The sequence below is a fragment of the Paenimyroides ummariense genome (assembly GCF_900115115.1).
Classification (GTDB): domain Bacteria; phylum Bacteroidota; class Bacteroidia; order Flavobacteriales; family Flavobacteriaceae; genus Flavobacterium; species Flavobacterium ummariense.
On the sequence record NZ_FOVI01000004.1, the window covers coordinates 1 to 13,185 of the forward strand.

The window sequence follows — 13,185 nt, forward strand, 5'->3', positions numbered from 1 at the left end:
GGCTCACCTCTTCCCATTCCGAACAGAGAAGTTAAGCCCGATTGCGCAGATGGTACTGCATCTTAATGTGGGAGAGTATGTCGCCGCCTTTTTTTAGAAAGTCCTTATCAGAATTGATAAGGACTTTTTTTGATTTAATAGGTTTAACCACAGATTACACAGATTGGCACGGATTTTAGGCTTACATAGAAACTTTGAATGTTAAACTTTAAACAAATATTACTCTAAAATCAAACATTCAACATCCGGCATCAAACACCCCAACACACCGCAATAAGGATGGAGCGTTTGTTGGAGCTCTTTTGTTGCCCTTCGCCCTTCGATAGGACTCAGGGTACAAAACAAAAAGCGACTCGCGACAGCCCGACCCGTATCAATCGCGGAAGGGATTGCCTTGATTAAAATTTATAAAAACTCCTGCATTTGCAGGAGTTTTAAAATTATTCAATTTGAAAATATTATTCTACAATATCCCCAATTTCTTTCAATATTTTTTGTGCCAGGTCATCAGCTGCTTTTTGAGATGGTGCTTCGGTATAGATACGAATAATAGGTTCCGTATTTGATTTTCTTAAATGAATCCAAGAATCTGCTAAGTCGATTTTAACTCCGTCTACAGTGCTGATTTTTTCATTTGCATATAGCTTTTGCATTTCTTCTAAAATAGCATCCACATTAATTTCAGGAGTCAGTTCTATTTTATTTTTACTCATATAATAAGCCGGATACGACGCTCTTAAAGCAGCCACATCTAAATCTTGTTTTGCCAAGTGCGTTAAAAATAAAGCCACACCAACCAAGGCATCGCGACCGTAATGAATTTCTGGATAAATGATTCCTCCGTTACCTTCGCCGCCAATGATAGCATTGTTTTTCTTCATTAATTCTACCACATTCACTTCGCCAACTGCTGATGCTTCGTACATTCCGTTGTGTTTTTCCGTAACATCTCTTAACGCTCGAGAAGACGACATGTTTGAAACCGTATTACCTGGCGTTTTACTCAATACATAATCGGCAACCGCAACCAACGTATATTCTTCACCAAACATTTCGCCGTTGTTGCTAATAAAAGCTAGACGATCTACATCGGGATCAACCACAATACCAAAATCGGCTTTTTCTTTTACAACCAATTCGCAGATATCGGTTAAATGTTCTTTTAAAGGCTCGGGATTGTGAGGAAAATGTCCGTTTGGTTCACAATAAAGTTCAACCACTTCAACGCCCATTTTCTTTAATAAATCTGGAATTACAATTCCGCCCGAAGAATTTACACCATCAACAACCACCTTGAATTTTTTGCTTTTTACGGCTTCTACATCAACCAGTTTCAAGTTTAAAACTTCATCGATATGGCGATCCATATAATCGGTAATTTCGGTAATGGTTCCCAACGAATCAACATCGGCAAAATCAAAATCATCAGACTCTGCAATTTCTAAAATCAAAGCACCTTCGGCTCCGCTTAAAAATTCGCCTTTATTGTTCAATAATTTCAGTGCATTCCATTGTTTCGGGTTGTGCGATGCCGTAAGAATAATTCCACCATCAGCTTTTTCCAAAGGAACAGCAACTTCAACGGTTGGCGTGGTAGATAATCCTAAATCTATAATATTAATTCCCAATCCAACCAATGTTTGCATAACCAACTGGTGGATCATTGGACCCGAAATGCGCGCATCACGACCAATTACAACGGTTAATTTATCTTTTTTTAATCTATTTTTTAGGAAAGTACCATAAGCCGATGCAAATTTTACAGCATCGATCGGAGTTAAATTTTCGCCCACGTTACCACCAATGGTTCCGCGAATCCCCGAAATTGATTTTATTAAGGTCATTTATTTACATTTTTTAACAAACAAATATAAAGATTACTTTATTAATTATTAGAAATAGAAAGTTTAATTATTTGTAAATGATTTCACGTTCGGTAATCATGAAGCCCTCATTGTCAACATACGTTTCTTTTATCCAATTATTATGTTTATCATAGGAATATTTAGTTTTGTTATCTGTTTTTTTTATTGAAGATATCGAATTTTCAGGTTTTATGGTATTGTTAAATTCGATACTTTCTCTATCATAAACTAGCTGTTCTGTTACATAATATGTATTATCTTCTTTGTATGCCCAAGTTATTATATAGTCAATATTATGGTTGTAGGTTCTAATTTTTTTAACCAATTGATGAGCTTCATTATATAAATAGTAAATAATAGATTTGTCGTTATTAAAATAAATACTTTCTTCTCTGATAAGTAGATTCCTAGAATTAAAATACCTATTGGTTATTTGCGATTTAGTATTAACAGCCTCTAATTTTTTTACAATATTTTCTTTTTTATCGTAATACCAACGTTTAGTATTTTCAGGGCGGAACATATTTTTTTCATTAGTAGGATTATTATCTTCTATAACATATTTCAAAGTATTTTTGTCTTCATAATACTCATAAATGATCTTAAAAATGGTATCATTTGTTTTATTGTCAATGCGATAAAAATATTTATATGGATATTCATCTACATAAATCTCTGTATCCCAAAAATAACCTAAAAATTTATTTTTTGAATCTATTTCGTAATATATCGTTTTAACGTATTTTACTTTTTCAATATCGTTTAATTCAGGAAAAAATCTTTTAGGACTGGGTTCTGTTATATATCTGTCATCAGTTTTTTGTGAATATCCTGAAATACTTATAAGTAAAAAGTATAAAATATATATGGTTAGTTGTTTCATCTTGGATAAAGTTGTGAAATTTGAAAATGTTTTCAATATCAAAGATATAAAAACTAGAATGAAATGATTTTCTTATATTAGAAGTCTAATCAGCATGGTTTTTTAATGAATTTTCTAGCGCATATTTATTTATCGGGAACGAATGAACGCATACAGATCGGCAATTTTATGGGCGATGGTATCCGTGGGAAAGACTACGAACATTACCATTCCGATATTCAGTTAGGTGTTTTACTGCATCGTTCTATTGATAGTTTTACAGATTTTCATCCGATATTTCGTCAATCAAAATACCGATTGGTTCCAAAATTTAATCATTTTTCGGGGATTATTATCGATATGTTTTACGATCATTTTCTGGCGAAGGAATGGAACATGTATCATCATGAAGATTTAGCCGTTTTTACCCAACGATTTTATCAAAGTTTAGAAAATCATAAAGACGAACTCAATATAAAAACCCGTGATTTACTGCCTTATCTTGTAAATCAGAATTGGCTGGAACGCTATGCACATTTAACCGATTTACAGCAGATTTTAAAACAGATGGATCAGCGTTTTCCGTTAAAATCAAACATGTACGAAGCGGTTGATGATTTATATGCGAATTACGAAGATTTTCAGCGTGAATTTCATTTGTTTTTTAAAGACTTAATGGTGCATGCCGAAGCAGAACGATTTAGAATTGCAGAAGAACTTAAAAAATGATTGGGTTTTAATTTTAAGTAAGTTACTTTTGCATAATGGACGCAGCCAAAAACAAAAAAAATAGATTTAAAAAAACTTTTCGATACCTTGAAGGAATATTGTATTTATTAAAAACAATTATTTCCGATCGACAGTTTTTATATATTTCGTGTGTTTTGGTCGGCATTTCTTCTGCGTTGGCGGTTATTCTTTTAAAATCGTTTGCACACAGTGTTTTTAAATTGGCAACTTATTTAGATACTATTTATAAATTGCCATTTTCAAATAGTATTTTTCCTGTAATTGGAATTTTGCTCACCGTTTTTATCATTAAAAAGTTTTTAGACGGATCTATAGAAAAAGGCACCAGCCAAATTATGATTGCGGTTGCAAAGAAATCGGGTTACATGCCCAGAAAGCAAATGTACGCGCAAATTATTACCAGTTCGTTAACGGTTGGTATGGGTGGATCTGCCGGATTAGAATCTCCTATTACTATTACAGGCGCCGCATTTGGGTCAAACTTTGCACAAAATTTTCGTTTTAATTATAAAGATCGAACATTGTTATTGGCATGCGGTGTGGCATCGGGAATTGCAGCTGCGTTTAACGCCCCAATTGCCGGTGTTTTGTTCGCTATTGAAGTAATTATTGCCGATATGAGCGTTACGGCGTTTATCCCTTTAATGATTTCATCGGCAACCGGAGCCATTGTTTCGGCAGTGGTTTTAAAAGAAAGCATCATATTAAATTTTAAAAGTCAGTTTACTTTTGATTATTCCAACATTGGCTATTATGTGCTGGTAGGCGTTGCTGCCGGTTTTTTCTCTATATATCACGCTCGAATGTTTCGCAAGGTAGAACATTTTGCATCGAACCTTCCGTTTGGCACGTATCGTAAAGCCTTGATTGGTGCGAGTATGTTGGCGGTTCTTATCTTTCTTTTCCCAACACTTTTTGGAGAAGGATATGAAAGTATTAAATCTTTAGCAAATAACAATGCTGCCGATATCCTTGAAAATTCATTATTAGAAAAATTCCGTAAAAACCCGTGGATTGTTTTGGTTTTTGTGGGTTTGACAGCATTTATAAAAAGTATTGCAACTGGGTTAACACTTGGTTCGGGCGGAAACGGCGGTAATTTTGCTCCATCGCTTTTTGTTGGATCTTATCTGGGATACATGGTGGCTAAGTTTATTGAGTTGATCGGACTTAAAAAGTTACCGATCGAAAATTTTACCGTTGTAGGTATGGCAGCCGTTTTAAGCGGATTATTCCATGCGCCATTAACTGCCATTTTCCTGATTGCCGAAATCACCGGCGGTTACGGTTTAATGGTTCCGTTGTTGATTGTTTCATCGATTAGTTTTGCAATTTCGAAACGATACGATAATTATTCTATGGATATTTTTACCATTGCAGATAAAGGCTTGGTGTTTACATCAGACAAAGACAAAAATATTTTGAATAAGATCGAATTACACAACATTTACAGTAACGATGCCGAAGTTTTAACAACAGAAAACTCTATGTACGATGTTAAAAATCTGTTTTTAACAACCAGTCAAACGTTTATTCCTATAATTAATGAAGAACGAAATGTGTTGGGAATTATTTATTTGAATGATGTTCGATCTATATTATTTAACAATTACAAATTAAGTTCCACATTTATAGAAACCGAAATGAAACCTGCTTTTTCGGTATCGCTTTCAGAAAACACAGGAAATGCACTTCAAATGATAGACGAAAACCATTTGTCTGAAATACTCGTTACCCAGCAAAACAAACTCATTGGCTACGTTACTAAAGTGAAAATTTTAGAAGTTTACCGAGAAAATTTAAAGAATTTAAGGATAGAATAGCTTAAATATAATATTATGCCGAGTAAAGAGGAAATAGAAAAAAGAAAACTTTTAAAAAAGCAATTAAGAGAGAATGCTAGGAAAGAATTTGAAGAAAATCTACCAATTTCAAGACATTATTTCAAGACGATTTTTGACTATTTGAATGATTATTTAGAGCAAAATGAATGTGATCATACTTTAAATACTACACTTGAAATATTAAGGAATCAAAATATAACTAACGTTCAAGAAACTATTAGTTGGTTAAATAAAAATGGTGGTTATTGTGACTGTGAGGTTTTGTATAATGTAGAGGAGTTATTTGATGAAGATGCTATCCTTTAGAATAAATCAAAATCTGTGCATCTGTGGGAGAAATAAAAACTTTTTACCAAACCTTTAATATCTTAAAAACAAAGCAATTTGTATATTTGCACTTTGAATTTTTCTATGCAAAACCAAGATGATAATATACAGGTTTTGGGCGCTCGCGTTCACAACTTAAAAAATATAGATGTTACCATTCCGCGCGAAAAACTGGTGGTTATTACAGGTTTATCGGGTTCCGGAAAATCCTCTTTAGCTTTTGATACCATTTATGCCGAAGGGCAGCGCCGTTATATTGAAACATTTGCTTCGTATGCGCGTCAGTTTTTGGGTGGATTGGAACGACCAGATGTTGATAAGATCGACGGATTGTCACCGGTTATTGCCATTGAACAAAAAACGGTGAACAAAAATCCGCGATCAACCGTTGGAACCATCACCGAAATTTACGATTTCATCCGTTTGCTTTTTGCCCGTGCTTCTGATGCCTATTCTTACGAAACAGGCGAAAAAATGGTCAGCTATTCCGATGAACAAATCCAACAACTTATTACCGAAAATTATTCCGGGCAGCGAATCAATATCTTATCGCCCGTAATTCGTTCGCGTAAAGGACATTATCGTGAATTGTTCGATCAAATTGCCAAGCAAGGTTTTGTAAAAGTGCGTGTTGATGGCGAAATTCGAGATATTGTTTCGGGTATGAAATTGGATCGATATAAAACACACGATATAGAAATTGTTATTGATCGTTTGGCGGTTGATGATACCGAAGATACGCAGAAACGCTTGGCAGAAAGCATAAAAACGGCAATGTATCACGGGGAAGATATTATGGTAGTTTTGCCGCACGAAGGTGAAACTCCGAGATTTTTCAGCCGACATTTAATGTGTCCAAGTTCGGGAATTTCCTATCCCATTCCCGAACCAAACAGCTTTTCGTTCAATTCGCCAAAAGGTGCATGTCCGGTTTGTAACGGTTTGGGAACGATCAACGAAATCAACCTTAAAAAAATTATTCCAAATAACGAACTTTCTATAAAAGCTGGTGGAATTGAACCTATTGGCGAACAAAAAAGCACTTGGATTTTTAAGCAATTAGAGATTATTGCACAACGTTACGAATTTAAATTGACCGATCCTATTAAAGACATTCCAGCCGATGCGCTAGATGTTATTTTAAACGGTGGAAAAGAAAGTTTTTCGGTTGCATCGAAAATTTTGGGAATTACCAAAGACTATAAAATTGATTTTGAAGGAATATCAAACTTTATAAAAAATCAGTTTAACGATGCGCCAACAGCGGCAATTAAACGTTGGGCTGGCGATTTTATGGACGAAATTACCTGTCCCGAATGTAATGGTTCTCGCTTGCGAAAAGAATCGCTTTATTTTAAAGTGAATAACAACAATATTGCCGATTTGGCATCAATGGATTTGGATCAGTTAAGTGATTGGTTTGGTAGCTTGAATGAAAATTTGAGTTCTAAACAACAAGTAATTGCTGGCGAAGTCGTTAAAGAAATTTCTACCCGATTGTCGTTTTTGTTAGATGTTGGTTTGAATTATCTTACCTTAAATCGATCGTCAAAAACCCTTTCTGGTGGCGAAGCTCAGCGTATTCGTTTGGCAACTCAAATTGGTTCACAGTTGGTTGGCGTTCTGTATATTTTAGATGAGCCGAGTATTGGCTTGCATCAGCGCGATAATGAAAAATTAATTACTTCGTTAAAACAGTTGCGCGATGTAGGCAATTCGATTTTAGTGGTTGAACACGATAAAGACATGATTGAAGAAGCCGATTATGTGATTGATATTGGTCCGAAAGCCGGTTTAAACGGCGGACAAATTATCAGCTCAGGTACACCGGCAGAATTGTTGAAAGAGGAAACCATTACGGCACAATATTTAAACGGAAATTTAAATATTCCGATTCCAACAGAACGTAGAAAAGGCAACGGTAAAACCTTGAAACTTTTTGGTGCAAAAGGAAATAACCTAAAAAATGTAACGGTTGAATTTCCGTTAGGAACGTTGATTTGTGTGTCTGGAGTTTCAGGTTCTGGTAAATCAACCTTAATTAATGAAACGCTGTATCCAATATTAAACGAGCATTTTTTCAATGCAATTAAAGTTCCGCAGGCTTTCGATAAAATTGAAGGATTAGAAAATATTGATAAAGTGATCGGCATCGATCAAAGTCCGATTGGTAGAACACCACGTTCAAATCCTGCAACATATACCGAAGTTTTTTCGGAAATCAGAACCTTGTTTACCAAAACACCTGAAGCAAGTATTCGTGGTTACAAACCAGGACGCTTTAGCTTTAACGTTAAAGGCGGACGTTGCGAAACCTGCGAAGGATCGGGCTTGCGAACCATTGAAATGGGCTTTTTACCCGATGTTTATGTAGAATGTGAAACTTGTCAGGGTAAGCGTTTTAACCGCGAAACTTTGGAAATTCGCTATAAAGGAAAATCTATTGCGGATATTCTGGATATGACGATTGAAGAAAGTGTGCCGTTTTTTGAAAATATCCCTAAAATTTATCGTAAATTAAAAACCATTCAAGATGTTGGTTTGGGGTATATTACGTTGGGGCAGCAAAGTACTACGTTGTCTGGTGGTGAAGCACAACGTATTAAATTGGCAACCGAATTATCTAAAAAAGATACCGGAAATACGTTTTATATTTTAGATGAACCTACAACCGGTCTGCATTTTGAAGATATTCGCGTGTTAATGGAAGTATTGCAGCAGTTGGTAGATAAAGGAAATACCGTTTTAATTATCGAACATAATTTAGACGTTATTAAAATTGCCGATCATATTATTGATATCGGTCCCGAAGGTGGTAAAAATGGAGGCGAAGTTGTCGCTTTTGGTACACCTGAAAAAGTAGCTAAAAGCAAAAAAAGCCATACCGCACGTTTTTTAAAGAAAGAATTAAAGTAATAGGTTTTATGTTGTATGTTCTAAGTTTATGTATGTTAGAGTTTTTAACTTGAACTTCGAACTACTAAAACATCCGAGATAAACGATTAAACCTAAAACAAATCAACAATTAAACAAAAAAATATATGGAAGAAAATTTATCAGAAGAAGATATCAGAATAAAAGAAAGTTTAACGCAGAAATCGTGGAACGAAATCAAAACAAACGATTCGTGGGCAATTTTTAAAATAATGTCTGAATTTGTAAACGGATACGAAAAAATGGGACGCATTGGTCCGTGTGTATCTATTTTTGGTTCGGCACGTACAAAGAACGACAATCAATATTACAAATTGGCAGAAGAAATTGCCTTTAAAATAAGTAAAGCAGGTTACGGCGTAATTTCGGGTGGTGGTCCGGGTATTATGGAAGCTGCCAATAAAGGAGCACATTTAGGTGGTGGTGCATCGGTAGGTTTAAATATCGATCTACCTTTTGAACAACATTTTAATCCGTATATCGATCACGATAAAAACCTGCAGTTCGATTATTTCTTTGTACGTAAAGTAATGTTCGTAAAATATTCGCAAGGTTTTGTTGTAATGCCGGGTGGCTTTGGAACGTTAGACGAGTTGTTTGAAGCAATTACCTTAATTCAAACCAAGAAAATTGGTAAATTTCCTATTATATTAGTTGGTCGTGAATTTTGGTCGGGTTTGCTTGATTGGATAAAAACGGTAATGATCGAAAAATATTTTAACGCATCACCCGAAGATTTAAACCTTATTAAAGTGGTTGATACAGCCGATGAAGTAGTTACCATCATTGATAACTTCTATAAAAAATACAATTTAAGTCCGAATTTTTAATACACCAATCCGTTTTCAAAAGAAACGGATTTTTTTATGCCAATTTGCAAGAACTATCTATCTTTGAAAAGAATCAAAACAATGAAATGAAAACCTTATTTTACAATATAAAAGAACTTTTTCAGGTTCGCGAAAACAATCAATCCATATTAAAAGGAAGTGAAATGAAAGAACTTCCTTCAATAAAAAATGCATTTTTAGTGGTTGAAGATGATCTAATTGCAGATTATGGATCAATGGAAAATGCACCGAAAGATTTTGACGAATCGGTTGACGTTTCGGGTAAAATGATTATGCCAAGTTATATTGACAGTCACACGCATATTGTGTATGCAGGCAATCGTGAACAGGAATTTGTTGATAGAATTAATGGTTTAAGTTATGATGAAATTTATAAACGTGGTGGCGGAATTTTAAATTCGGTAGAAAAGTTGCGCAATGCTTCTGAAGACGAATTGTATAGAGATGCAGCTGCTCGTTTGGAAGAATTAATTGCTTTAGGAACCGGAGTTATTGAAATTAAATCGGGATACGGTTTAAGTTTAGAAGCCGAATTAAAAATGTTACGGGTGATAAAGAAATTACAAGAGAATTATCCTGTAAAAATAAAAGCAACTTTTTTAGGTGCGCATGCCATACCACCTGAATTTAAAGGAAATCAGGCTGGTTTTGTTGATGCTATTTGTAACGAAATGATTCCTGAAATCGCCAAATTAGGCTTGGCAGATTATGTTGATGCTTTCTTGGAAACCGGATATTTCACCGTTGATGAAACTCGAAAAATAATTCAAACAGCTACAAAATTTGGTTTAAAATCAAAAATCCATATCAATCAGTTTACTGCGATTAACGGAATTGAAATGTGTGTGGAAGAAAACGTACTTACGGTAGATCATTTGGAAGTAGTGGAAGATGTTGATATTGAAGCTCTGAAAAAAGGAAACACCATTCCAGTGGCATTGCCAACTTGTTCTTATTTTATATCGATTCCTTACACACCTGCACGTAAATTGTTGGATGCGAATTTGCCATTGGTAATTGCATCAGATTACAACCCGGGAACCACACCAAGCGGAAATATGAATTTTGTGGTGGCTACATCGTGCATAAAAATGAAATTGACTCCTGAGGAAGCTTTTAACGCTGCGACTTTAAACGCTGCTTATGCGTTGGAAGTTGAAAACGAATACGGAAGTATCACAAAAGGAAAAAAAGCATCGTTTTTTATCACAAAACCCATACATTCTATTTACGCCATTCCGTATAATTTCGGTAGCGATTTAATAGAAACGGTATATTTAAACGGAAAAAAGCAATAAAAAAACACACCGATAATCTTGGATTATCGGTGTGAAAAAAAATAGTTATGAAAAAGATTTTTATATAATCGAAATTAATATCGATATATATTTACCTATTACAAAGTTAATAATAAATCATTAATTTTGAACAAGATAACGTATGTTAAATTTTAAAAAAGTATAAATAATACTTATAACGGTTGATTTTACTAAGATTTCTTATACCCATTCAATGGAAAATTTTGAATACTTTAACACAAACACTTTATCGCAGCATTTAGTTTTAAGAAAAGACGAAACCAAGTTCGGCGAAAAAATTAAATATCCTTCTAATCAAGGAGTTAGCTTGAACGATTTTATAAATGATACCAACGCGTCATTTATAATTTTTGGTATTAAGGAATTTGCAGGAATAAAGGCAAATTTTGGCAGAATGGGCACCACGCACAGTTGGGACGTTTTTTTATCGTCGTTTTTGAATATTCAAAACAATAAATACTTAAAAGCATCAAATGTTGCAGTAATTGGATGTTTGAATTATAAAGATTACAATGCCGAAGTAGAACAGTTAGATCCGAATGATCCTTCTCAATTAAATCGACTATATGAAATCGTATCAGAAATTGATAAAGATGTTACCTACTTAAATACGCTGATTCATCGTGCGGGTAAAAAGGCGATCGTAATTGGTGGCGGACATAACAATGCTTACGGAAATATAAAAGGATTGGCGTTGGCAAAAGGAAAAAGCATAAATGTGGTGAATTTTGATGCCCATACCGATTTTCGAGCGATGGAAGGTCGTCACAGCGGCAACGGATTTTCGTATGCTTTTAACGAGGGATTTTTAGATACGTATTGTGTTTTTGGTGCACATGAAAATTATTTAAACAAATACATGTTACATCAATTTAAAGATCAGCCCGAAAAACTGAAGTTATTTACTTTTGAAGACTTAAAGGTTCGATTTGAAAAAGATTTCATCACCAGCATAAACAATGTAAATAAGCTGATAAAAAACAAACCGTACGGGATTGAAATTGATGTAGATGCAGTTGAAAATATTGCAAGCAGTGCTATGTCATCAAGCGGTTTTTCAGTTACAGAAGCTCGTCAGTTTGTAAATCTTACAGCAAATAATATAAATGCGAGTTATCTGCATTTGTGCGAAGGTTCTGCAAGTTTAGGCACATCGCCTGCAAATATGTTAGGTAAATTTTTAACCTATTTGGTAACCGATTTTATTAAAGCACAGCTGCCTTACGTTAAATAAATTTTCATGCAATTATCTGTCGTTATCTTAAATTACAATGTGAAGCACTTTTTAGAAATCTGTGTAAAAAGTGTTCAAAAAGCTATTGAAAACCTCAATGGTGAAATTATTGTTGTGGATAATGCTTCTACCGATGGATCAAAGGAAATGATGCAAACCATTTTCCCAGACGTTACTTATTTGTATCAGACAGAAAATGCTGGTTTTCCCAAAGGAAATAATATTGGAGTTGATCATGCAAAAGGCGAATTCATTTGTATTTTAAATCCGGATACTATTGTTGCGGAAGATACCTTTGAAGTTTTATTGAAAGAATATCAATCACTGAAAGATCCCGGAATTTTAGGTTGCAGATTGATCGACGGGTCGGGCAAATTTCTTCCCGAAAGTAAGCGCGGAGTGCCTACACCTTGGGTTGCATTTACAAAAGTAGCATCGTTATATAAAATCTTTCCAAAATCAAAATGGTTTAATAAATACTACGCACAACATATTTCTGAAAACGAAACAGGAGAAACAGATATTCTTGTCGGTGCTTTTATGTTTATGAAAAGAGATATTTACTTGGAAGTTGGTGGGTTCGATGAAGGATGTTTTATGTATGCCGATGATATAGATTTAAGCTATATGGTTTCGAAAACAGGCTTGCAGAATTATTACGTTCCAAAAACTACTGTGATTCATTTTAAAGGTGAAAGTACCTTGAAAGACGGTAAATATATGATGCGCTTTAAAGAAGCCATGCAGTTTTTTTATCAAAAGCATTTTAAAACATCGTGGTGGTTCAACAGTATTATGAATATTGGAATTGCATTGTTCGCTTTTAAAAAGAAATCAGAAAAAAGCAATACAACCAACTTTACAGATCATTATATTTTGGTAACCAATAACGCAGCTATTTATCAAAGTGTTGTGAATAAGGTTGATAAACCGTTAGATTGGGTTTATTTTTTAGATGATATCGAAACGATAAATCAGCCTGATAAAAATATCGAAGTTTTAATTGATAGCGAATCAATTAGTTATAAAGATTATATACGATTTATCAATCAAAATCAAAAAACTAATAAATCGTTTAAAATTCGAGCTTTAAATTCCGATTTTTTCATTGGAAGCAATGATAAAAACGATAGGGGAGAAATTTTATCTTTCTAACCATTAAAAATTTTAAATAAACAGGTAAATAGTCTTAAAAATTA

Annotated in this window: 10 protein-coding genes and 1 rRNA gene; 9 read left to right on the forward strand and 2 right to left on the reverse strand. The window is 34.2% G+C overall.

All coding sequences use genetic code 11. The annotated features are described in order from the left end of the window. Positions 1-92, forward strand: a 5S ribosomal RNA gene (gene rrf, locus BM253_RS03915); the annotation flags it as partial. Positions 93-458: 366 nt separating this feature from the next. Here rrf and glmM read toward each other — a convergent pair. Together glmM and BM253_RS03925 are read right to left on the reverse strand one after the other, a co-directional pair. After that, complete coding sequence (gene glmM / locus BM253_RS03920; protein WP_091519482.1) at positions 459-1,844, reverse strand: phosphoglucosamine mutase; 1,386 nt, start codon at positions 1,842-1,844, stop codon at positions 459-461. 67 nt (positions 1,845-1,911) lie between these two features. Next, on the reverse strand, positions 1,912-2,748 hold the full coding sequence (locus tag BM253_RS03925; RefSeq protein WP_091519484.1) for a hypothetical protein: 837 nt from the start codon (positions 2,746-2,748) through the stop codon (positions 1,912-1,914). 105 nt (positions 2,749-2,853) lie between these two features. On the opposite strand from BM253_RS03925, the gene BM253_RS03930 reads away from it, so the two are divergent. The 8 genes from BM253_RS03930 (at position 2,854) to BM253_RS03965 (ending at position 13,141) form a co-directional block, all read left to right on the forward strand. Beyond that, on the forward strand, positions 2,854-3,456 hold the full coding sequence (locus BM253_RS03930) for an acyl carrier protein phosphodiesterase (protein ID WP_091519485.1): 603 nt from the start codon (positions 2,854-2,856) through the stop codon (positions 3,454-3,456). 35 nt (positions 3,457-3,491) lie between these two features. Then, positions 3,492-5,300: a chloride channel protein gene (locus BM253_RS03935; protein ID WP_091519488.1), complete on the forward strand. Its 1,809-nt coding sequence runs from the start codon at positions 3,492-3,494 to the stop codon at positions 5,298-5,300. Between the two features lie 15 nt (positions 5,301-5,315). Continuing rightward, positions 5,316-5,627 (forward strand): DUF2695 domain-containing protein, encoded by a 312-nt coding sequence (locus BM253_RS03940; protein WP_091519491.1) that lies wholly within the window; start codon positions 5,316-5,318, stop codon positions 5,625-5,627. 105 nt (positions 5,628-5,732) lie between these two features. Next, the gene (uvrA, locus tag BM253_RS03945) at positions 5,733-8,564 is read left to right on the forward strand and encodes an excinuclease ABC subunit UvrA (RefSeq protein ID WP_091519493.1); all 2,832 of its coding nucleotides are present in this window, start codon (positions 5,733-5,735) and stop codon (positions 8,562-8,564) included. Positions 8,565-8,689: 125 nt separating this feature from the next. Then, positions 8,690-9,412: an LOG family protein gene (locus tag BM253_RS03950; RefSeq protein ID WP_091519496.1), complete on the forward strand. Its 723-nt coding sequence runs from the start codon at positions 8,690-8,692 to the stop codon at positions 9,410-9,412. Positions 9,413-9,498: 86 nt separating this feature from the next. Next, positions 9,499-10,731: an imidazolonepropionase gene (gene hutI / locus BM253_RS03955; RefSeq protein WP_091519499.1), complete on the forward strand. Its 1,233-nt coding sequence runs from the start codon at positions 9,499-9,501 to the stop codon at positions 10,729-10,731. A gap of 214 nt (positions 10,732-10,945) precedes the next feature. Then, positions 10,946-11,986 carry an arginase family protein gene (locus tag BM253_RS03960; protein ID WP_091519502.1) on the forward strand — a complete coding sequence of 347 codons (1,041 nt, stop codon included), beginning with the start codon at positions 10,946-10,948 and terminating at the stop codon, positions 11,984-11,986. Positions 11,987-11,992: 6 nt separating this feature from the next. Then, on the forward strand, positions 11,993-13,141 hold the full coding sequence (locus tag BM253_RS03965) for a glycosyltransferase family 2 protein (protein ID WP_091519504.1): 1,149 nt from the start codon (positions 11,993-11,995) through the stop codon (positions 13,139-13,141). The last annotated feature ends 44 nt before the right edge of the window (positions 13,142-13,185 follow it).

Bases quoted from the DNA above. Each gene is read 5' to 3' on its own strand.
- glmM (WP_091519482.1), bottom strand. From the start codon at position 1,844: ATGACCTTAATAAAATCAATTTCGGGGATTCGCGGAACCATTGGTGGT.
- BM253_RS03925 (WP_091519484.1), bottom strand. From the start codon at position 2,748: ATGAAACAACTAACCATATATATTTTATACTTTTTACTTATAAGTATT.
- BM253_RS03930 (WP_091519485.1), top strand. From the start codon at position 2,854: ATGAATTTTCTAGCGCATATTTATTTATCGGGAACGAATGAACGCATA.
- BM253_RS03935 (WP_091519488.1), top strand. From the start codon at position 3,492: ATGGACGCAGCCAAAAACAAAAAAAATAGATTTAAAAAAACTTTTCGA.
- BM253_RS03940 (WP_091519491.1), top strand. From the start codon at position 5,316: ATGCCGAGTAAAGAGGAAATAGAAAAAAGAAAACTTTTAAAAAAGCAA.
- uvrA (WP_091519493.1), top strand. From the start codon at position 5,733: ATGCAAAACCAAGATGATAATATACAGGTTTTGGGCGCTCGCGTTCAC.
- BM253_RS03950 (WP_091519496.1), top strand. From the start codon at position 8,690: ATGGAAGAAAATTTATCAGAAGAAGATATCAGAATAAAAGAAAGTTTA.
- hutI (WP_091519499.1), top strand. From the start codon at position 9,499: ATGAAAACCTTATTTTACAATATAAAAGAACTTTTTCAGGTTCGCGAA.
- BM253_RS03960 (WP_091519502.1), top strand. From the start codon at position 10,946: ATGGAAAATTTTGAATACTTTAACACAAACACTTTATCGCAGCATTTA.
- BM253_RS03965 (WP_091519504.1), top strand. From the start codon at position 11,993: ATGCAATTATCTGTCGTTATCTTAAATTACAATGTGAAGCACTTTTTA.